The organism is Variovorax sp. GW821-FHT09B01, from assembly GCF_059418345.1.
This window is the reverse complement of record NZ_JBWKPQ010000001.1, coordinates 1,131,541-1,151,735: the sequence shown is the minus strand read 5'-3', so window position 1 is coordinate 1,151,735 and position 20,195 is coordinate 1,131,541. Positions and strand designations below refer to the sequence as shown.

Here is a 20,195-nt window from a genome sequence, read left to right as displayed (position 1 = left end):
AACATGGCAAAAGCCTATTGGGTCAGTGCATACCGTGCCGTCAAGGACGCCGACAAACTCGCGGCCTACGCGAAGCTGGCCGGTCCGGCCATCGCCGCGGGCGGCGGGCGTTTCCTGGCACGCGGGCTGCCCGCCAAGACCTACGAGTACGGCCTGGCCGAACGCACCGTGCTGATCGAGTTCGACAGCGTGGCGCAGGCGACGGCCACCCACGACAGCCCCGACTACCAGGCCGCGCTGGTCGCGCTGGGCGACGGCGCCGAGCGCGATCTGCGGATCATCGAAGGCACCTGAGCGAAGCGGGAGCGGGCCGGACCGGGGCCCGCTTCAGTCCAGCGTGATCCCCGTGCGCCTGGACAGCGCCGTGTACTTGTCGACCTGCTGGCGCAGGAAGGCGGCGAAGGCCGCCGGCGGCGCGACCGAAACCTCGACCCCGCCGGCCGCCAGCCGGTCGTGCACCTGCGGGGTCTGCAGGGTCCGGGCGAGTGCGCTGCTCAGCGCCTCGACCTGCACTGGCGGCGTGTGCGCCGGTGCCACGAAACCATAGAAGCCGATCAGCTCGAAGCCGGGCAGCGACTCCGCGATCGCGGGCAGCTGCGGATAGGACGCGGCCCGCTGCGCGCTGGTGATGCCCAGTGCGCGCAGGCGCTGCGACTGCAGGTGCGGCAGCGCGCTCTCCAGGGTGACGAAGGCCAGCGGCAGATCGCCGTTGAGCAGCGCGCGGTAGATCTGCGCGCTGCCGTTGTAGGGCACGTGCTCGAGCGTCACGTCGGCCTCGATGGCGAGCAGCTCGCCGGCCAGGTGCGACACGGAGCCGATGCCCAGCGACGCGTACTGCAGCGGCGGATCGGTGCGCCTTGCCAGTGCGATCAACTGGGCCACGTCGCGCGCGGCGAAGCCCGGCTGCGTGACCAGCACGACGATCGAATGGCCGCCGAGGCACAGGGGCTCGAAATCGTCGAGCGCGTCGTAGGGCATCTGCTGGCGCATCGCCTCGTTGGCGGCATGCGGCGAGAACACCATGCCGATGGTGTTGCCGTCGGGCGCGGCCATGGCCACGGCCTGCGTGCCGACGATCATGCCGCCGCCCGCACGGTTGTCGACCACCACCGGCCGATCGAGCACGCTCGGCAGCTCCCGGGCGATCAGCCGTGCCATGAAGTCGGCGGCGCCGCCCGGGGCCTGCGGCACGATCATGCGCAGGGGCCGGCCCGTGTCGTTGGCGGCCAGTGCGTGGTGGCCGGACAGGCCGGCGCACGCGATGGCGGCGAGCAGAGCGCGCCGCGTCGCCAGCGTGTTGCCGTTCACCGCCGCAGCCTGCGCGAGGCGCGCCGGAACTCGTCGGCCAGCGCCGCGGCCGAGGGGGTCAGCGGCCGCTTCGTCGGCGTCACGAGGTGCTGCACGGCCGGCGGCAGATCGAGCTTGATGGGCAGGACCTTGAGCAGCCCGCGTTCGCGCAAGGGCTCCAGGCCGCCCAGGCTGTTGAGCGTGACGAGGTCGCTCTGCAGCAGCATCGACACCAGCGCGCTCGAGGAATCGCAATGCGCCACCAGCGTCGGCGCCGGCAGGCCCTGCCGGGTCATCAGCGTGACGATCATCGGCCCGCCCGACTGCTGCACGCTGTAGAGCCAGCCATAGGGCACCAGCGCGGCCAGGTCGCGCGCATCGGCGGCCGGGTGGCCCGCGCGCACGACGATGCCCATGTCGGAGCTGCACAGCTGCTCGGTGTGCAGGTCGGACAGGCTCTGGTCGGTGGGCAATGGGCCGACCGCGAAGTCGATCCTGGCTTCGCGCAGCGCCGCGATGGTCGACGACGAGCGGCCGCCGAGCACGCTGATCAGCGCGTTCGGCGTGTGCTCGCGAAAGCGCGCCACCGCCGTCGGCAGCAGCATGGCCTCGGCCGTGGCCGACAGGCCCACCGTGATCAGCTTGCGGCCCTCGCCGCCGGCGCTCTCGAGCTCCTCCTGCAGATGGCGCAGCTCGGCATCGATCACGCGCGCGCGGCGCAGCACGATGCGGCCGAACTCGGTGGGCTCGACGCCGCGCGCTGAACGCACCAGCAGCGGCACGCCCAGCGACTTCTCGAGCGCGGTGAGGTTCTTGCTGACGGCCGCCTGCGCAAGGCCGAGCTTGCGCGCGGCGGATCGAACGCTGCCGGTTTCGATGACGGCTATCAGATCTCGGAGGTGGGCCTCGCGCACTTTGTCTCGTGTCTCGTTGTCGTTGTGATCGGCCGGATTATCCGGCAAGCGTTCCCGGGGCGCAGCGCGGCCGCGGGCGTGTGCTGCATGCGCCGCAACGAGGGAAACGCCAGCATCCATGCGGGTTTGCGGCGTTCGCGGTGCATCGGGAACCGATGGCATGTGCCCACCTTTGGTGAACGAGTTAACCGCCGATGTCCTTCCGGGGCGCCACGGGCCGCGACTAACCTCTGCCGCTTTCGCGCCGCGGCGCCGGCGCATCCGAACAAGAACAGAGACATGCGACTTCCCGCTACAGATCGCGCCAGGCCTTCATGAACAGGTCCCTCCTGTCGCTCGCGCTGGTCGCGGCCTTTCCCTGCGTTGCAACCGATGCCATGGCCCAGGACGCGCCCGAGCGCGCCAGGTCGCTCGGCATCGTCACGGTCACCGGCGCCCGGCCGAGTTCGCTGCCCACGCAGATACCCACCACCATCGAGGGCGTGACGCGCGCCGAGATCGAGACGCGCGTGAACGCCACCGACAGCGAGGACGCGCTCAAGTACCTGCCGAGCCTGCTGGTGCGCAAGCGCTACATCGGCGACTACAACCACGCGATCCTTTCCACGCGCGCCTCGGGCACCGGCAACAGCGCGCGCTCGGCCGTCTACGCCGACGGCATCCTGCTGTCGAACTACCTGGGCAACGGCATCGCCAACGGCACCAACTTCGCGCCGCGCTGGGGCCTGGTCACGGCCGAGGAGATCGAGCGGGTCGACGTGATGTACGGTCCGTTCTCGGCCGCGTACCCGGGCAACTCGGCGGGCGCGGTGGTCGACTACGTGACGCGCATGCCCGACAGGCTCGAGGCCCATGTGAAGGCGGGCTTCTCCTCGCAGCCCAACGAGCTTTACCGCACGAAGAAGAGCTTCAACGGCTGGCAGACCAGCGCCTCGCTGGGCAGCCGCAGCGGCGACTGGTCCTGGTGGATCGACGTCAACCGAACCGACAGCCAGGGGCAGCCGCTGACCTTCACCACGGCGACGCTGGCCTCCACCGTGGCCGGCGGCGCGGGAACGCCGGTGTTCGGCGCGGTGCCGGGCCTCAACACCACCAACGCCCCGTGGCTGATCCTCGGCGCGGGCACGCAGTACCGCACCGTGCAGGACCACGCCAAGCTCAAGCTGGCCTACGACATCTCGCCCACGCTGCGCGCGAGCTACACGCTCGGCTGGTGGCAGAACGCGGGCAGCGGGCAGAGCGAGAGCTATCTCGTCGATGCACGCGGCCAGCCGGTCTACAGCGGGCCGGTCAACATCGGCGGGCGCAGCTTCACGCTCGCGCCCACGGCCTTTCCGTGGACCGAGGACCGTGCCACGCACTTCATGCACGGGCTGTCCGTCAAGAGCAACACCCAGGGTGCCTTCGACTGGGAGGTGGCCGCCAGCCTCTACGACTACGCCAAGGACACGCAGCGCTCGCCCACGGTCGCGCTGCCGCTGGCGGCCCTCGGCGGTGCCGGCACCTTGCAGGACCAGGGCGGCACCGGCTGGAACACGCTCGCGGCCAAGGGCACCTGGCGCCCGCAGGGCGTGGGCGGCGCGCACGTGGTCGACTTCGGTGTCGGCCGCGATGCCTACAAGCTCGTCATCGCCAAGACCAACGTGCTCGGCGACTGGCAGGACGGCCCCGCGTTCACGCCCGTGAGCCAGGTGGGAGGGCGCAGCCAGACGCTCAGTGCCTGGGCGCAGGACGCGTGGTCCTTCGCGCCGCGATGGAAGACCGTGCTCGGGCTGCGCTACGAGAAGTGGAAGGCCACGGACGGCTTCACCGCCACGGCCACGAGTGCGCAGCCCTATGCCTCGCGCAGCGAGTCCGACCTCTCGCCCAAGGCCGCCCTGGCCTACCACCTCGCGCCTTCGACGGTGATCAAGGCCTCGGTGGGCCGCGCGGTGCGCTATCCGACGGTGGGCGAACTCTATGGCGCGACCTCGGGCGGCGCGCTCTCGTTCGTCAACGACCCGAACCTCAAACCCGAGAAGTCGTGGACCGGCGAACTCACGGCCGAACAGGACCTGGGCAACGGCCTGCTGCGCGCCACGCTGTTCCACGAGACCACGAAGAACGCGCTCTACAGCCAGTTGATCCCGAACTCGACCGTCTCGCGCGTGCAGAACGTCGACCGGATGCGCACCACCGGCGTGGAGCTTGCCTACACCGGGCAGGACGTCGGCATCCAGGGCCTCGATCTCGGCGGCAGCCTGACCTATGCCGATTCGAAGACGGTGGCCGACGCGGCCTTTCCGGCGGCGGTGGGCAAATGGCAGCCACGCGTGCCGCGCTGGCGCGCCACGGCCTACGCCACCTACAAGCCCGATGCGCGCTGGGCCTTCACGGTCGCCGCGCGCTACAGCGGCCGGCAGTACTCGAACCTCGACAACAGCGACGTCAACGCCTTCGCCTACTTCGGCGCGAGCCGCTACTTCACGGTGGACCTGCGCATCCGCTACCAGATCGACAAGCAGTGGTCGGCGGCCTTCGGCATCGACAACGCGAACAACGACCGCTACTGGAACTTCCACCCGTACCCGCAACGCACCTACACGGCCGAACTGCGCTTCGACCTGTGAGGGGCCGCGCTGCGCTCAGGGCGCGGCGGGCCGCGGCGGCTGCGCCCAGAGCTTGTCGCTCGACCAGTGCAGGTGGACGATGCGGAAGCTGTCGCCGGCACGGCGCACGATCGCCGTTTCCTGCATCACCTGGTCGATGGGCTTGCCGTCGGGCAGCTTGCCCGTCACGTGGTAGGTGCTGAGCACCCAGCGCTCGTTGCCGCTGCCGCCGAGGCGGCGCGCCTGCAGGGTCCAGGTGGACACGGCCGCCATGTCGATGTCGCCCGGCAGGTGGCTCAGCGCATAGGCCTCGATCGTCGGGTCGGTGACGCCGAACTCGAACACCACCAATGAACGGTCGAGGTAGGAGAGCGCGCCGCCCGTGTCCTTGCGCTTGAGCGCGGCGTGGAAGCCGTCGACCGCGTCGGCCGGCAGCTTCACGGTCTGCGCTCCCGCTGCGGCGGCCAGGACCAGGCTCGCGGCGGCGAGCAGCAGCCTACGCATGGGGGTCGACCAGCTTGGGGTCGATCAATTCGATGATGACGATGTCGCCGGCGTTCACGCCTTCCATCGAGGGATCGGTGGCGCGCACCGTGAGCTCGTCGGGCGTATTGCTCTTGAGCCACAGGGTGCGGCCGAACATCTTGCCGCGGATGAAGGTGAGCCGCCAGCCGCGCATCTCGTTGCGCTGGGGCGCCACCATGCCCGGGCCGATCGGTTCGAAGCGCAAGGTGGCGATGCGGCCCGCCTTGCCGGCCTGGCCCACGCCGGTCACCTTGGCCGTGAAGCGCCGCAGCGCGGGGTCGACCGCGTCGTGGCCGGCCACCGCGTGCTGTGCGAGCAGCAGGGCCGCGGCCATGGCCGAGGCCCGCGCGCCGGCGAGGATCCATGTCGTCAGCAACATCGCTGTCCCTTGCCTCCATTCAAAGAAGCCGGCGATGTTATCGACGCGGCGCGCGCGCGCAAGGGATCACGATGCATCGCGATCGACGTCCGCATGCGATGAAAACACGCGGCTTTCGTGCCGCGACGCCAGTGTCGGCGAGGGTCCCGGGCAGGGCCCGCGACGCGATTCATGCGCTCACCTGCGACGAACGTTTTAACCGTTGGTCGTCTTCTGACGCAGGGCTTTCACAACTAATCTCTGCGCCCACTCCACAACCACATCGACATCCATGCAGGCTTCCGTGACGCATCGCATCCGCTGGCCCTGGTGGCTCGTGGCGGTGCTCGCCGTCGCGCTGTCGGCCACGTGGTGGTGGCCGTCGTCCGATGAGGCCGTCGTGCCGATGCCGCCGGTCGCCGTGGCTCCCGCACCTGCGATGGCACCGGCACCGAAGCCCGTGCCGGTGGCCGCGAAGCCGATCGATGCCGCGCTGTCGGTCTCGGCCTTCAAGCTCGTCGGCACGGTCGTGGCGGCCGATGGCGTGGACAGCTTCGCGCTGATGCGCCGCGCCGGCGATTCGCAACTGTTGCAACTGCGTGTCGGTGGCCACGTCGAGGGCCTGACCGTCAGCGCGATCCAGCCCGACAGCGTCGTGCTCGCGGGCGCGGGGCAGTCGGTCGTGATCGAGACCGACCGCACCGTCGCGTCGCCGCTGCCCTCCCGCCCGGCCCACCCGCCGGAGCCGGACGTGGAACCGGCATTCGCGGGAGACCCCGCCCCCTTCGGACATTGACGCGAAGACTTTCCCCTGGCCCCGTGTTTTTTGACAGAGAAAGAAGAACCATGAAGAGAAGACAAGCCCCCAGAGCCAACCTGCTGTTGGTTGGCGCCCTCGCCAGCGCCTTGCTGCTCGCCGCGTGCGGCGGCAGCAACGACAGCGCGCCGCTCATCGTCGGCTCCGCGCCGCCACCCGCGGGGTCCACCGACCAGCCGCCCACCGACACCGGGCCGGTGGCCCAGGACTACGTGACACCGCCGCGGCTGTGCGAGCCCGGCCCCGGGGACCAGGGAGAGCCGGGCGTCAATGGCCACATCCCCAAGTCGGCGATGTACGACGCCACCGCCAATCCCGATGGCTTCCAGGGCTACTGGTGCGGCGCGCGCAAGGTCGCGCAGAACACGCTGTTCGGCCGCGGCGCCTTCGGCGACCTGCAGATCAAGGCCAAGGGCTCGACGCGCTGCGCCTATGCCTCCAACCGCGATGGCGCGGCCGGCGGCGATGCCGCGCTGACCACCGGCATCATCGTGTTCGACATGAAGACGCCGACGAAGATGCAGGTCGTGCCCGCGAGCGGCGACACCACGGTCGTCGGCACCGCGCCGTCGGCCAGCGTCAAGGCCACGAGCACCAACAAGTGGGGCGAGGAAACCACCGCCGCCACGCCCGTCAATCCGAACGGCAAGATCCTGCGCACCCCGGCCGCGCTCGAAGCCTATTCGGGCCTCGAGCTGTCGGGCGACCTGCTGGTGGCCGGCTACAAGGACAACAAGATGGTGGACGTCTACGACGTCAGCGACTGCCTGCACCCGGTGCCGCTGAACGCGAGCTACCAGTCCTCGGGCGGCCACCACGACGGCTGGCTCTCGCCCGACGGCAAGACCTGGTACGGCGTGCCCTTCGGCACCACGGCCAAGGACGGCGGCACCACGCTCATCACCGGCGGCACCTCGCCCACGGACGACAACTTCGCCAACTACACCATCGACAACAAGCGCGTCGACCTGCACATCACCAACCTCGACGATCCGAAGAACCCGAAGCTGCTGCTGAGCTGGAACCGCTCGCAGCTGCCCGACGAGGTGAAGAACAACAAGAACTGGCGCATCATGGCCGCGACCAACATCCATGACGTCAGCACCAACCCCGACGGCACGCGGCTCTATCTCGCGGTGTACGGCGGCGGCGGCCAGGTGGCCGGCAACCTGCCGACGCCCACCACCACCTTCTGGCGCGACCAGACCTGCGCCAACGGCCTGCTGATCATGGACTCGAGCGACATCGTCAAGCGCGCGGCCGATCCGAAGCTGAAGTACGTCAGCTTCCTCTCGTGGTGCGACCAGCAGCCCAACCCCGAGTTCGAGCAGGGCGGCTATGCGCGCATGACCTCGACGGCCGCGACGCACGCCACCGAATGGGTACGGCACGTCAACGGCAAGGAGTACATCGTCTCGACCGACGAGTCGTACGCCCTGACGACCAGCGACACCAACGGCCTGCCGAACCAGTGCAAGCAGCAGAGCTTCGGCCGCATGATCGACATCTCGGACGAGAAGCATCCGAAGATCGTCGGCACCTACGAGCAGGATGCCAACAAGGCCAGCGTCTGCCCGACGCTGGTGGCCGAGGGCGGCAACGTCCCGATGGTTCACTACCTGAACTTCGACGACCGCAACCACATGCGCGTGGCCGTCTACGCGGCCGCATCGGGCGGCATCCGCTTCGCCGACTGGACCGATCCGACCAGCCCGAAGGAGATCGGCTACTACGTCGCGCGGCGCAACACGCCGAGCAAGATGGACTTCACCCGTCCCGACCCGCGCTACGACGCCGAGAACTGCCTCTACTACACGGGCTGGAACCAGGGCGGCCTGGTCTCGCTCGAGCTGACCAACCCGCAGTACAACCCGTGCATGAGCCGCAGCGCGAACGTCAGCGGCAAGGTGGCGACGGCGCAGGGCGACATCACGGTGGCGCTGAAGGCCGGGCGCGACAGCAAGGGCCCGAGCGTCAGCCTGAGCATCGAAGGCCTGGGCAACAAGGTGCAGCTGGGCGCGGTGACGCGCCTGGGCTCGGCCATCGACGCCGATGGCGCGCAGGTCACGGCCACCAGCAACTCGGTGCAGATCGACGCCGACGGCAGCTTCGACGGCCAGCCCGCGAAGTTCCGCTTGCAGGTGACCGACAACGGCGGCAACAAGGGCTTCTTCTCGCTGAGCTGCACCGAGGGCTGCTCGTTCACGACCAATGGCTACCTGCAAAGCGGCGGGAAGCTGACGGTGGCGAACCTCAAGAGCTGACGATGCGAAGGACCGCGCATGCCTGTTGACCTTCGCTCGCGCGGTCGATAGCATCGCGGCACTTTCAAAACGCCCTCCCGGTTCGCCGGGAGGGCGTTTTCTTTTTGTTCCGCAACTTCCATGGAACCCAGAGATGAAAGCACCCCTCGAGATTCGCCCCGCATCGCACGCCGGCCTCGGATACGTCCGGCATGGCCATGGGCCGATCCCCGTGCTGGTCCTGCACGACTGGCTCGGCGACCACGCGAACTACGACGCGCTCCTGCCCTGGCTCGACGGCCAGGCGTTCACCCATGTCTTCGCCGACCTGCGCGGCTATGGGCTGTCGATCGCACTGCCGGGCGAGTGCACGGTGAAGGAGATCGCCGCGGACTGCCTCGCGCTCGCCGACCGCCTCGGCTGGCGGCGCTTCCATGTCCTCGGCCATTCGATGACCGGGATGGCCACGCAACGCCTCGCGGCGGACGCGCCCTCGCGCATCGCGAGCGCGATCGCCGTGTGCCCGGTTTCAGCCGCCGGCAACAGGCTGGGTCCGGAGGCCTTGGCCTTCTTCGCGAGCACGGCCGACGACGATGACGCGCTTCGGCGGCTGTTCAAGTTCGTCGGCGGGGGCTTGCCCGACGAATGGGTCGAGGAGCAGCTGCGGCACCACCGCGAGGCGGTGGCGCCAACATGCCGCAGGCGCTACCTCGACATGCTGGTCACGGCCGATTTCGTCGACGAGGTGCGAGGGCTCGACACGCCGTTCCTGGTCGTCGTCGGCGACAGGGATCCGGGGCTCGATGCGGAGGCGATGAAGCACACCTTCCTCGCGTGGCATCCGAACGCGGAGCTGCGGGTGGTGCCCGATTGCGGGCACTACCCGATGCAGCAGCATCCGTCGTACTTCGCGGGCGTGGTCGAGGGCTTTCTGAAGCGCCAGGCCGCCTTGGCTTGACGCCGCTCACCCCACGATCGGCTGCGCCATGATCCAGAGGCTCAGGCTCGTATAGGCCACCATCAGCACCAGCATCGGCAACTGGCTCAGCATCGCCGCGCGGTGGTTCGCGAAGCGGCGCGTGGCCTCGACATGGGCGACGACGACCGCGAGCACATGGCCGACGACGATCAGCGTCACGGCCGTGTACCAGTAGACGGCCGGGCTCACGATGCCGAGGTCGACCGTGCGGCCGCGCGTGCCGAACAGGTTCCAGCCCCAGCCGAAGGGATCGGAGGCGAGCGGAACGATGAACTGCCCTGTCGTCAGCAACAGCGAGGCGTAATGCGCGAGGTGGTAGGCCACGGCGATCGGCACCAGGCTCCAGACCATCGCGTTCACGGCCGCGCGTTCGGTGCTGCCGGCCAGCCGCAGCATCCACGCGCCCACGCCGCGAAAGATCAGCACGAAGGCCACGGGGAACAGCAGCAGCATGACGCTGTTGAGCCATTGCGTCTCGTCCATGCCGGTCGCGGAAGACAGCGTGAACAGCGTCTCGGCCACCGTGCGCGAGGTCTGCGCGGCGGTGCCGATGCGGTCCATCAGCGGGGTTTCGTGGAAGCCGTCGAAGGTGACGGTCGCGAGCATCAGCAGCACGAAGGCCGCCACCGAATTCGGCACCGGCTCGGTCGTGAGCAGCCCCGCGCCATAGGGCCGCAATCGCAGGCGCGCGGGCTCGGTCGGCGTCGAGCCGCGCAGCTCGAGCGGCGCGAAGCGGCCCAGCACGCGGAAGGCCATCGCGAAGGCATCGGCCCGGTGGCGCCAGGCCTCCACGCCGAACAGCAGCATGCCGACCCAGCTCAGCAGCGCATAGCCCAGCAGGGCGCCGGCGAGGGCGGAGGGCAGGTCCTTGTCCTGCCACACCAGCTCGGTCCAGGCGAAGGCGAAGAACAGCGCGACCGCCGGCCAGGCGCCCAGCCATTTCGGCCAGGGCAAGCCCAGCGATTCGCGGCCGCCGCCGACCAGGCGCGCGGCGGCGCGGTACAGCGTGGGCAGCGGGTTGACGATCTCCCACAGGTCGCCGACCAGCGCGCAGAAGAAGGCCATGCCGACCCACCACAGCACCCAGACCATGGTGACGATCAGGTTCGCATAGGCGTCGGAATTGCCGAGGAAGCCGGTGGCCAGCGTCAGCACGAACAGCGCGCAGCCCAGCGTTCGCAGCACCACCGCGAGCGGATGCGCGAGGCGGCGCAGCGGTGCGAAGCGCAGCAGGTCGGTGTCGCGCAGGAAGGAGGAGCCGAAGTCGTGGCGCCGCGCGAACAGCGCGAGCGCCGCGAAGGTCAGCACGAGGGTCGCGCCGGCCCCCGTGAGCCACAGCCACAGCGGCAGCGGCAGGTCGAAGCGCTGGCCGAAGCCGTGCGCCTGTACGCCGGCCGTGGCGCACGCGATCGCGAGACCGGTCCCGAAGCGAAGCGTTTTCAGGGCGCGCCTAGGGATGGACTTCGATGAACATCACGGCGCGGTGGTTGCCCGGGCCGTGGCGATGCTCGTGCACCGGGAAGCGGCCCGCGAGGCTGGCCTTGAAGCTCAGCAGCGCCGGCGCGGGCGGCGTCACCTGGGCCTCGATGTCGTAGCCGTGCAGGTGCAGCACCAGCGGCTGGTCGCTGACCACGCTGATCTGCACCTGGTCGCCCTGGCGCACCTTCAGCGTGTCGTCGCCCTTGATGCGGCCGCCCACGAGCTCGACCGAGAACTTCGGCGAGGCGGCCGCGGCGGCGCCCGCGAGCGGCGCCAGCGCCGCGAGGGCGATCAGCCGCAGGCGCAGGCGGTTCGGATTCGTCGTCATGGCGCGGTCCATGCTCAGTCCGCGTACTGGCCGGCCGCCTTGATGACCGCGCCCCACTTCTCGATCTCGGTCTCGACGAACTTCTTGTGCTCCGGACCGTTGACGCGCGCGTCGGTGATGATCACGGCGCCGAGCCCTTCCTGGCTCTTGATGAAGGCCGGGTCCTTGAGCGCCACCTTGAGCGCGGCATTGAGCTTGTCGGTGACCGCCTTGGGCGTGCCCGCGGGCGCGAACAGGCCATGCCAGATGCTGACGTTGAAGCCCTTCAGGCCGCTCTCGTCGAGCGTGGGCAGGGCGGCCAGCACCGGCGTCTTCAGGCGCTGCTGCGTGGTCACGGCATAGGCCCTGACCATGTTGCCCTCGATCTGCGCGGTGGTGTTGGTGGTCTGGTCGCACATGATGTCGACCTGGCCGCCGATCAGGTCGGTCATGGCCGGTGCCGTGCCCTTGTAGGGAATGGTCTGCGGCGCGATCTTCAGTGCGCTCTGCAGCATCAGGCCGCACAGGTGCGAGGCCGAGCCGATGCCGGCGTTGGCGAGGTTGGTCTTGCTGCCGTTGGTCTCGAGCCACTTGCGCAGCTCGGTGAAGTTGTTCGCGGGCACCGACTTCGAGCTGATGAGCGTCATCGGCACTTCGTTGATCAGGCCCAGGTATTCGAAGCCCTCGAGGGTCTTGTAGGGCAGCTTGCGGTACAGCGAGGGCGAGGTCGCCATGCTCACGTGGTGCAGCATCAGCGTGTAGCCGTCGTTGGCCGCGCGCGCCGCCTTGGCGGCACCGAGCGTGCCGCCGGCGCCGCCGGTGTTGTCGATGGTGATCGCCACGTTGCCCAGCGGCTTGCGCAGCGCCTCGGCGAAGTCGCGCGCCACCTTGTCGGTGGGGCCGCCGGCCGCGAAGGGCACCACGATCATGATCGGTTTGTCGGGATACTCGGCGAACGCAGGAAGGGCGGCGAGGGCCGCGATCGCGATCGTGAACAGGCGCTTCATTGATGTCTCGTTGTGGGTGAAGCCGAAAATGCTATAGCCCACCCACGCCGCGCAGAAGACGCCTGGTTGTTAAGGCGGTCACCTTAGGTGAACACCGACAGCCTGGGCATCGGTGGCGCCCGATGCCCGGCCGTTCGAACTCAGAGGCTCGCGAGCGGCAGCCGCGACCGATAGCGCGAGCGCCCCTGCGGATAGAGGCCGACCGAGCACTGCACCAGCTTGCCCGCGCCATCGAACCAGTGGCGCGTGACCTGCAGGCAGGGCGAGCCGGGCACTGCATCCAGGCGCTCGGCCAGGCGCGACTCGAGTGGCGCCGCGTCGATCTCCTGTTCCACCACCGCCACGCCCACGCCGTAGAGCCGCTCGATCAGCTTGAAGACCGGGCCGTTCCATGCTTCCAGCCGCTCGGCCACGCCCGCGAACTCGGGCCGCATGTAGAGCCACAGCGCGCCGGTCGGGCGCGCTTCGCCGCGCAGGTAGCGCAGCGTGTCGAGGAAGAGCCACTGGCTGCCCGGCTCGGCCTGCAGCAGGCCAGCCAATTGCTCGTCGGCGGCGACGAGCCCGGCGCGCTCCAGCTTGAGCTGCGTGGTGCGCGCGGCCTCCATGATGCTTTCGAGCGTCTGCTGCGAATGCACGAAGAAGGGCGTGGGATTGCGCGCCAGCACATGGGTGCCGATGCCGGCGCGCGAATCGATCACGCCGAGCTTGCGCAGCGCGCTCATGGCCTCGCGCAGGCGGTAGCGCGTGGCACCGAACTGCGCCTGCAACTGGGCTTCGGAAGGCAGCAGGCTGCCGACGGGATAACGGCCTTCGTCGATCTCGCGGACGATGGCGTCGACGATGTCCTGGATGGTCAACGCCGCGCCGGCACTTGTTGGATGCGCCATGAAGAGATAATATTCGAATATTCGACTAATTAGGCGAAGCAGACGCCACTGGAGACAAACGCATGCATCGTAGAGACTTTATCCGCGCGCTGTCCGCAGGCGCCGCACTGCCGCTGGCCGGCGTGGCACCGCTGGCGCTGGCCGACACCTACCCCAGCAAGCCGATCCGGCTGGTGGTGACGCAGGGCACGGGCTCGGGCAGTGACGTGATCGGGCGCCTGCTCGCGAGCAAGCTCGGCGAGCGGCTCAAGCAGAGCGTGTACGTCGAGAACAAGGCCGGTGGCGGCGGCATCATCGGCCACCAGTTCGTGCTCGACCAGCCGGCCGACGGCTACACGCTGCTGCTGAGCACCACCGCGCCGCTGGTGGTGGTGCCCGCGATGAACCGCAACGCGAAGTTCCACCTGCGCGACTTCACCGCGGTGGCCGCGGCGCTGCGCAGCCCCTACATGGTGCTGGTCGGCACCCAGCCCGACAGCCCGCGCAGCCTGCAGGAACTGACGAAGCGGCTGGCCGCGGCGCCATCGAGCTATTCGTCCTCCGGCACCGGCACGCTGACGCACCTGGCGACCGAGATGTACCTGCAGCAGGTCCATGCCAAGGCCACCCACGTGCCCTACAAGGGCAGCGGCCAGTCGCTGGCCGACCTCGCGGGCGGGCAGGTGCTGTTCTCGACCGACTCGCCGATCGCCGCGGGCGCGCTGATCCGCGGCGGGCGGCTGCGGGCCCTGGCCGTCACCTCGGCGCAGCGCCTGGCCACCTATCCTGAGGTGCCGACGATGGCCGAACTCGGCTACCCCGGCCTCACGCTCAACACCATGGGCGGATTGTTCGGTCCCTCGAAGCTGCCCGCGCCCATCGTCGAGCGCATCAGCACCGAGATGGCGGCCGTGATGTCCTCGCCCGAGGTCAAGGCCCAATTCGCGAGCATGGAGACCGAGCCGCTGGTGATGCCGGTCGAGAGCTTCCGCACCCAGATGCTGAAGGACGCGCCGGTGTGGGAAGGCGTGGTGGCCCGCCTGGGCATCACCGCCGATTGAGGAACGGCCGATGGACGCCCACCGCATCCGCTGCGCGCTGTTCGTGCCGGTGCTCGAGCCGCGCTTCTTCGCGCGCGCGGGCGAGCGCGGCGCGCAGGCGCTGATCCTCGACCTCGAGGACGCGATCGCGCCGCAGCGCAAGGCCGAGGCGCGGCTTGCGCTGGCGCATGCGGCCGGCGCGCTGCGCGGCACCGGCCTGCCGCTGATGGCGCGCGTGAATGCCGAGGCCGAACTGCTCGACGCCGACCTCGAGGCCTGCGTGGCCGCGGGCGTCGATGCCGTCATGCTGCCCAAGGTCGAGTCGCCGAGCGAGGTGCGCGCGGCGGTCGTGCACCTCGAGCGGCATGCGCGCGAGCGCGGCTCGAACGGACCGCGCTCGCTGGTCGCGCTGATCGAAACCCCGCGCGGCGTGCTGCGCGCCGATGCGATCGCGGCGGCCCATCCCGCCTTGCGTGCGCTGGGCTTCGGCGCCGAGGACTATGCGGCCGCGATCGGCCGGCCGCCGCATGCCGACCTGCTGGTGCCCGCGGCCGCGCGCGTCGCGATGTGTGCCGCAGCCGAGGGCCTGGCCTGCTGGGGACTGGCCGCCTCCATCGCCGAGCTCGACGACCTGGATGCGCTCGAAGACGCGGCGCGGCTGTCGCACCGGCTCGGCTTCGGCGGCACGCCCGCCGTGCATCCGGCGCAGGTGCAGGTCTTCAACCGCGTGTTCGCGCCCACCGAGGCCGAGATCGCGCAGGCGCGCAAGGTGCTCGAGGCGCATGCCCGCGCCGACGCCGAGGGCCTGGGCGCGCTGCGGCTCGATGGCCGCATGATCGATCGCCCGATGGTCGATCGCGCGCGGCGCCTGCTCGCCTGAGCCTTCACACCACAAGACCCGAAACGACGACATCGATGGCGCAACAGATACTCGACGGCATCCAGGTGCTGGACTTCACCACCTACATCGCGGGCCCCTACGGCGCGAGCCTGCTGGGCGACCTGGGCGCCGACGTGATCAAGATCGAGGCGCCCGAGGGCGACCCGATGCGTTACTACCCCTCGACCCTGCCCGGCGAGAGCCGCGCCTTCATCGGCGTGAACCGCAACAAGCGCAGCATCGTGCTCGACCTCAAGCAGCCCGCGGACCGCGAGGCCTGCCACCGGCTGGTGGCGCAGGCCGACGTGGTGCTGCACAACTTCCGCCCCGGCGTGGCCGAGCGGCTGGCGCTGGACTGCGACACGCTGACCGCGATCCAGCCGCGCCTGATCTATTGCAGCTTCACCGGCTATGGCCCCGACGGCCCGCAGGCGCAGCGCCCCGGCTTCGACCAGGTGCTGCAATGCCGCACCGGCATCGCCAAGGCGCAGGGCTATCCGGGCGACGAGCCGCGCGTGGTGTGGGGATCGGCCGTCGACTTCTACGGCGCGAGCCTGATCGCCACCGGCATCTGCGCCGCCTTGTTCCAGCGCGAACGCACCGGCCTGCCACAGCGCGTCGATACGTCGTTGCTGCAAGCGGCGCTCGCGATGCAGGCGGGCCGCATGGTGTGGGCCGAGGGCGAAAGCCCCGGCGTCGATCGCGACCTGCGCGGCGGCGCGCTCTCGGGCATCCACCCCACGCGCGAAGGCTACGTCTACCTGCAGGCCCAGACCCAGCCGTTCTGGGAGGCGCTGTGCGAACTCACGGGCCTCGCGCATCTGGCGCGCGATCCGCGCTTTGCCGACATGCGCCTGCGCAAGGCCAATGAGGCCGAGCTGGTGCCGCAGTTGCGCGCCGCGCTGATGCGGCACGGCGCCCGCGAATGGGAAGCGATCTTCGGCACGCGCGTGCCATGCACCGTGGTGCGCGGCATCGAGGAGGTGTTCGACGACGAGCAGGTCGCCCACCAGGGGCTGCTGGCGACGCATGCGCATCCCACGCTGGGCAGCTACCGCGCGGTGGTGGAGCCGATCCGCTTCAATGGCGAGCGCGGGGTGAAGCGGGAGGCGAGGGCGCCGATGCTGGGGGAGCATACGGTGCAGGTCGTGGGTGGGCGGAGCGAGCGCACCTGACGCGGGAGCGCTGCGGCGGTTGCTAGACTGAGATCGACGCACCGCCTTTCCCCTGCATCACATGACCGCCGACCCCGACCTCAACGTCGCCGAGATCCCCTACGAATCGGGAACCATCCGATTCCGCTACGCGAGGGTGATGTCGCCCGACAGGACGCGATGGATCCGGCATGGCTCGTTCGTGGCCTATCACGAGAACGGCACGGTGGTATCGGAAGGCCACTACGTCGACGGGAAGGAAGACGGGCTCTGGCGCGACTTCCATCCCGATGGCCGGCCGGCCTCCGAGGGCCACTATCGCGATGGGCGCGAAGTCGGCGTGTGGCGCTTCTGGAATGCCGACGGGACTGAAGGGCCGAGCGAGAGCCACGACGCTTGAGGGCAGAGGCCGCGCCGAGGCCGTCGATCCCTGCGAGAAGACGACGGTGGCGTGCTGCGTCATGAGCTTCCCTGTCCCGACCGGCGCTCCCTGCCGCAGCAGGTGATCCCGGCAAAAGCATCCGTCCCATTGGAACCTCTTCCACCCTCCAACCCATTGGAAGATCCTTCCAGCCCCGATCCCCGCCGATCTCGTTGACCCTGCCTGGCGCATCCGTTCGAATGCCTCACGTTTCGAACCCGCACCAACCCATCGCCAGGAGTCACACCCCATGCAAACCCAACGCACCCGCATGACGCGGGACAACACCGCCGTTCTGCTCATCGATCACCAGGTCGGCCTGATGACCGGCGTGCGCGACATGACGGTCAGCGATCTCAAGCACAACGTCGTCGGCCTCGCGAAGGCGGCCAAGGTCCTGGGCCTGCCGATCGTCGCGGTGACGACGGCGCGCGACAGCATGTGGGGGCCGACGGCCTCCGAGCTCAAGGAAGCCTTGGGCGGCGGCGAGATCATGGACCGCTCGACCGTCAACGCCTGGGACTATCCGCCCTTCGTGGAGGCCGTGAAGGCGACGAAGCGCGATCACCTGATCATCGCGGGGCTGTCGTTCGAGGTCTGCGCCTCGCTGCCGGCGATCTCGGCGCGCGAGGAGGGCTATCAGCCGATCATCGCCATCGACGCCTGCGGCACCTTCTCGGCCGCCAAGCGCGAAGCAGGCATCGCGCGGCTGACGACGCTCGGCATCGAGATCTCCGACTACGCGACCCTGATGGTCGAGATCATGGGCGACAACGCCGATCCGAAGGCGCTCGACGTGTATGCCGCGCTCGACATGCCGTTCGCGGTGCTGATGGGCCAGGTGGCCGGAGCGCTGTCGCGATGAGCGCTGCCTTCGACGTCATCGTCGTCGGTGGCGGTTCGGCGGGCGCGGTGCTCGCGCATCGGCTCAGCGCCGATCCGGCGCGCAAGGTGCTGCTGCTCGAAGCCGGCGAAGCCTACCGGCCGAACGTGTTTCCACGCGACCTCGCGGATGCCGACACGGCCGGCGGACCCGATGGCCACGACTGGGGCTACCAGGCCGAGACCGGCCTCGCGGGACGCAGCATCCATGCACCGCGCGGCAAGACGCTGGGCGGCAGCTCGGCCGTCAACGCGGCGGTGGCGATGCGCTCGCGGCCCGAGGACTTCGCGAAGTGGCGCGCGCTCGGCATCGAGGGCTGGCAATGGCCCGAACTGCTCGAGGCCTTCAAGGCGATCGAGAACACGCCCGACGGCGACGACGCGTTGCGCGGCCGCGCGGGTCCGCTGCCGATCCGCAACCGGCGGCGCGACGAGCTGACGCCGGCGCTCAATGGCTTCGTCGATGCGACGGCCGCGCTCGGCTTCGCGCGCGTCGCGGACTTCAACGGCGAGCAGCAGGCCGGCGTCGCGCCCTATCCGCTCAACGTGATCTCGGGCCGGCGCATCAACACCGGCATCGCCTTCCTCGGCGAGGACGTGCGTGCGCGACCCAACCTCACGATCCGCGGTGGCGTGGAGATCGACCGCGTGCTGTTCGAGGAAGGGCGCGCGGTCGGCGTGGTTGATGCCGAGGGCCGGAGCCATCGCGCGGGCCAGGTGATCCTCAGCGCGGGCGCCTTCGGCAGTCCGGCGATCCTGCTGCGATCGGGCATCGGTCCCGCGCCGCACCTGGCGTCGCTGGGCATTCCGCTGGTGGCGGAACTGCCGGTGGGGCAGGGCCTTCAGGAGCATCCGTTCTATTACAACGTCTACGCGCTGACGCCCGAGGCGGCCGGCATGCATCCCGCGGCGGGCGCGATCCTCTGGGCCGCGTCCTCGCAGGCCGAGCCCGGCGACCTCGACCTGCACATCTCGGCCACCCACCTGTTCGATCCGGCGCTGAGCCCCACGGGCGGCGCGATCGTGCTGGCGGTGTCGGTGACGCAGCCCGAGGCGACCGGAAGCCTCGAGCTGGCCGACCGCGATCCGCGCAGCGCGCCGCGCATCCGCTACAACCTGCTGGGCACGCCACGCGACATGGCGCGCATGCTCGAGGCCGTGCGGCTGTCGCGCGCGATCGGGCGGCAGTCGCCGTTCGCGCAGATGGTTGCGGCCGAGATGGCGCCGGGGCCTGAGTTCTCGGATGGCGACGACCTGCAGCGCGCGATCGAGCAGCAGCTCGACGGCTATGCGCACCCGACCTCGACCTGCCGCATGGGGCCGCCCGGTCAGAGCGTGGTCGATGGCGGTGGCCGCGTGCATGGCGTGCCGGGCCTGTTCGTGATCGATGCGTCGATCATGCCCAGGGCACCGAGCGCGCCGCCCAACATCACCACCATGATGATGGCCTGGCATCTCGCGGGCCATGGCTTCGGAGTCCGCTGATGGCCCTCGTTCCCATCGATCCCCAGGACATCGCCGCCGCGCGCGCGCTGCGCCTCGAGTTCGGCCGCTTCTGGTCCACCGCGCCCGGCACGCCGCGCGACATCTACGACCGCTTCATCGCGCAGACGCCCACCGCTTCCGAAGTCGCGGCGCGCGAGGCCGTCGACGAAGCCGCTTCCGGCTGGTGGGTGGAGCCCGCGCAGGCCGTGCCCGGGCGCGCGCTGCTGTTCATCCATGGCGGCGGCTATGGCCTGGGCCATGCGAGCGCCTATGTCGGGTTGGCCAGCCAGCTCGCGGCACGCACGCGCGTGCCGGCCTTCGTGCTCGAGTACCCGCTGGCGCCCGAGGCCGTGCTGCCCGCCGCGCGCGACCTCGCGCTGCGCACGCTCGCGGGGCTGGCAGCGCGCTTCGGCGCGGTGGCGGTGGTGGGCGACTCGGCCGGTGGCGGCCTGTCGCTCGCGACCGTGCTCGAGGCCGCGAGGCAGGGCATCGCCGTGTCCTCGCTGGTCGCGTTCTCGCCCTGGACCGACCTGAGCCTGAGCGGCGCGAGCGCGCAGGAACTGGCCGTCGGCGATCCGCTGCTCGACGTCGGCTACCTGCGTGCTTCGGCCGCGGCCTATCTGGGCGGCGCGCCGGTCAGCGATCCGCGTGGCTCGCCGCTGTTCGATGCGGACCTGCGGCGCCTGCCGCCCACGCTGGTCCAGGTCGGCTCGGACGAGGTGCTGCGCGACGATTCGCGCCGTCTCGTGGAAGCGGCCAGCGGCGCGGGCGCGCGGGTCGAGCTCGAGGAGTGGCAGGGCATGCACCACGTGTTCCAGCTCAACACCCGCGAGCTGGCCAGCGCGCGCAAGGCACTCGATCGCGCGGCCGCGTTCGTGTCGCGCCACTGGAACGCCTGACCCTTTGCCCGGGTCCGCGCGTGGCCCGTGCGCGCGGAACGTGCTAAGTTGCCGCGGACTCGGA

20 protein-coding genes are annotated in these 20,195 nt (G+C 70.0%); 12 read left to right on the top strand and 8 right to left on the bottom strand.

From position 1 onward, the window contains the following. The first annotated feature begins 3 nt into the window (after positions 1–3). Positions 4–294: a DUF1330 domain-containing protein gene (locus tag AC07RV_RS04970; RefSeq protein ID WP_093347137.1), complete on the top strand. Its 291-nt coding sequence runs from the start codon at positions 4–6 to the stop codon at positions 292–294. Between the two features lie 33 nt (positions 295–327). Here AC07RV_RS04970 and AC07RV_RS04965 read toward each other — a convergent pair whose 3' ends face one another. Then, on the bottom strand, positions 328–1,308 hold the full coding sequence (locus AC07RV_RS04965) for a tripartite tricarboxylate transporter substrate-binding protein (RefSeq protein WP_296785869.1): 981 nt from the start codon (positions 1,306–1,308) through the stop codon (positions 328–330). Continuing rightward, a complete protein-coding gene (locus AC07RV_RS04960) occupies positions 1,305–2,201 on the bottom strand; it encodes a LysR family transcriptional regulator (RefSeq protein ID WP_057594162.1) in 897 nt (298 codons plus the stop codon). Before AC07RV_RS04960 ends, AC07RV_RS04965 begins: the two co-directional genes overlap by 4 nt. A 314-nt stretch (positions 2,202–2,515) precedes the next feature. Here AC07RV_RS04960 and AC07RV_RS04955 point away from each other — a divergent pair, with 314 nt between their 5' ends. Next, positions 2,516–4,810: a TonB-dependent receptor gene (locus tag AC07RV_RS04955; protein WP_296785866.1), complete on the top strand. Its 2,295-nt coding sequence runs from the start codon at positions 2,516–2,518 to the stop codon at positions 4,808–4,810. Between the two features lie 15 nt (positions 4,811–4,825). Here AC07RV_RS04955 and AC07RV_RS04950 read toward each other — a convergent pair whose 3' ends face one another. Both AC07RV_RS04950 and AC07RV_RS04945 read right to left on the bottom strand, forming a co-directional pair. Continuing rightward, positions 4,826–5,293 (bottom strand): YybH family protein, encoded by a 468-nt coding sequence (locus tag AC07RV_RS04950; protein ID WP_093347148.1) that lies wholly within the window; start codon positions 5,291–5,293, stop codon positions 4,826–4,828. After that, positions 5,286–5,693: a hypothetical protein gene (locus AC07RV_RS04945; protein ID WP_093347152.1), complete on the bottom strand. Its 408-nt coding sequence runs from the start codon at positions 5,691–5,693 to the stop codon at positions 5,286–5,288. Before AC07RV_RS04945 ends, AC07RV_RS04950 begins: the two co-directional genes overlap by 8 nt. Positions 5,694–5,964: 271 nt before the next feature. Here AC07RV_RS04945 and AC07RV_RS04940 point away from each other — a divergent pair, with 271 nt between their 5' ends. The 3 genes from AC07RV_RS04940 (at position 5,965) to AC07RV_RS04930 (ending at position 9,690) form a co-directional block, all read left to right on the top strand. Then, complete coding sequence (locus AC07RV_RS04940; protein WP_296785864.1) at positions 5,965–6,468, top strand: hypothetical protein; 504 nt, start codon at positions 5,965–5,967, stop codon at positions 6,466–6,468. Positions 6,469–6,518: 50 nt separating this feature from the next. Then, positions 6,519–8,753, top strand: a complete 2,235-nt coding sequence (locus AC07RV_RS04935) for an LVIVD repeat-containing protein (protein ID WP_296785860.1) — start codon at positions 6,519–6,521, stop codon at positions 8,751–8,753. Between the two features lie 133 nt (positions 8,754–8,886). Beyond that, entirely contained in the window at positions 8,887–9,690 is an 804-nt protein-coding gene (locus AC07RV_RS04930; RefSeq protein ID WP_296785857.1) for an alpha/beta fold hydrolase, read from the top strand. Positions 9,691–9,696: 6 nt separating this feature from the next. Here AC07RV_RS04930 and AC07RV_RS04925 read toward each other — a convergent pair whose 3' ends face one another. The 4 genes from AC07RV_RS04925 to AC07RV_RS04910 all read right to left on the bottom strand — a co-directional run bounded on the left by AC07RV_RS04925 (position 9,697) and on the right by AC07RV_RS04910 (position 13,391). Continuing rightward, entirely contained in the window at positions 9,697–11,019 is a 1,323-nt protein-coding gene (locus AC07RV_RS04925) for a hypothetical protein (protein WP_296785854.1), read from the bottom strand. A gap of 142 nt (positions 11,020–11,161) precedes the next feature. Further along, complete coding sequence (locus tag AC07RV_RS04920) at positions 11,162–11,518, bottom strand: hypothetical protein (protein WP_143129245.1); 357 nt, start codon at positions 11,516–11,518, stop codon at positions 11,162–11,164. A gap of 14 nt (positions 11,519–11,532) precedes the next feature. Beyond that, positions 11,533–12,504: a tripartite tricarboxylate transporter substrate-binding protein gene (locus tag AC07RV_RS04915; RefSeq protein ID WP_093347169.1), complete on the bottom strand. Its 972-nt coding sequence runs from the start codon at positions 12,502–12,504 to the stop codon at positions 11,533–11,535. A gap of 140 nt (positions 12,505–12,644) precedes the next feature. Next, entirely contained in the window at positions 12,645–13,391 is a 747-nt protein-coding gene (locus AC07RV_RS04910; RefSeq protein WP_093347174.1) for a GntR family transcriptional regulator, read from the bottom strand. A gap of 62 nt (positions 13,392–13,453) precedes the next feature. Here AC07RV_RS04910 and AC07RV_RS04905 point away from each other — a divergent pair, with 62 nt between their 5' ends. The 7 genes from AC07RV_RS04905 (at position 13,454) to AC07RV_RS04875 (ending at position 20,131) form a co-directional block, all read left to right on the top strand. Next, entirely contained in the window at positions 13,454–14,431 is a 978-nt protein-coding gene (locus AC07RV_RS04905; protein WP_296785849.1) for a Bug family tripartite tricarboxylate transporter substrate binding protein, read from the top strand. 10 nt (positions 14,432–14,441) lie between these two features. After that, entirely contained in the window at positions 14,442–15,290 is an 849-nt protein-coding gene (locus tag AC07RV_RS04900; RefSeq protein WP_093347180.1) for an HpcH/HpaI aldolase/citrate lyase family protein, read from the top strand. Positions 15,291–15,325: 35 nt separating this feature from the next. Beyond that, a complete protein-coding gene (locus AC07RV_RS04895; RefSeq protein WP_296785846.1) occupies positions 15,326–16,465 on the top strand; it encodes a CaiB/BaiF CoA transferase family protein in 1,140 nt (379 codons plus the stop codon). A gap of 61 nt (positions 16,466–16,526) precedes the next feature. Further along, positions 16,527–16,844: a toxin-antitoxin system YwqK family antitoxin gene (locus AC07RV_RS04890; protein WP_296785844.1), complete on the top strand. Its 318-nt coding sequence runs from the start codon at positions 16,527–16,529 to the stop codon at positions 16,842–16,844. A 271-nt stretch (positions 16,845–17,115) separates the two neighbouring features. Beyond that, positions 17,116–17,730, top strand: a complete 615-nt coding sequence (locus AC07RV_RS04885; RefSeq protein WP_281081570.1) for an isochorismatase family protein — start codon at positions 17,116–17,118, stop codon at positions 17,728–17,730. Next, positions 17,727–19,232 carry a GMC family oxidoreductase gene (locus AC07RV_RS04880; protein WP_296785841.1) on the top strand — a complete coding sequence of 502 codons (1,506 nt, stop codon included), beginning with the start codon at positions 17,727–17,729 and terminating at the stop codon, positions 19,230–19,232. The genes AC07RV_RS04885 and AC07RV_RS04880 overlap by 4 nt, the downstream gene beginning before the upstream one ends. After that, positions 19,232–20,131: an alpha/beta hydrolase gene (locus tag AC07RV_RS04875; RefSeq protein ID WP_296785839.1), complete on the top strand. Its 900-nt coding sequence runs from the start codon at positions 19,232–19,234 to the stop codon at positions 20,129–20,131. Before AC07RV_RS04880 ends, AC07RV_RS04875 begins: the two co-directional genes overlap by 1 nt. Positions 20,132–20,195: the final 64 nt, after the last annotated feature.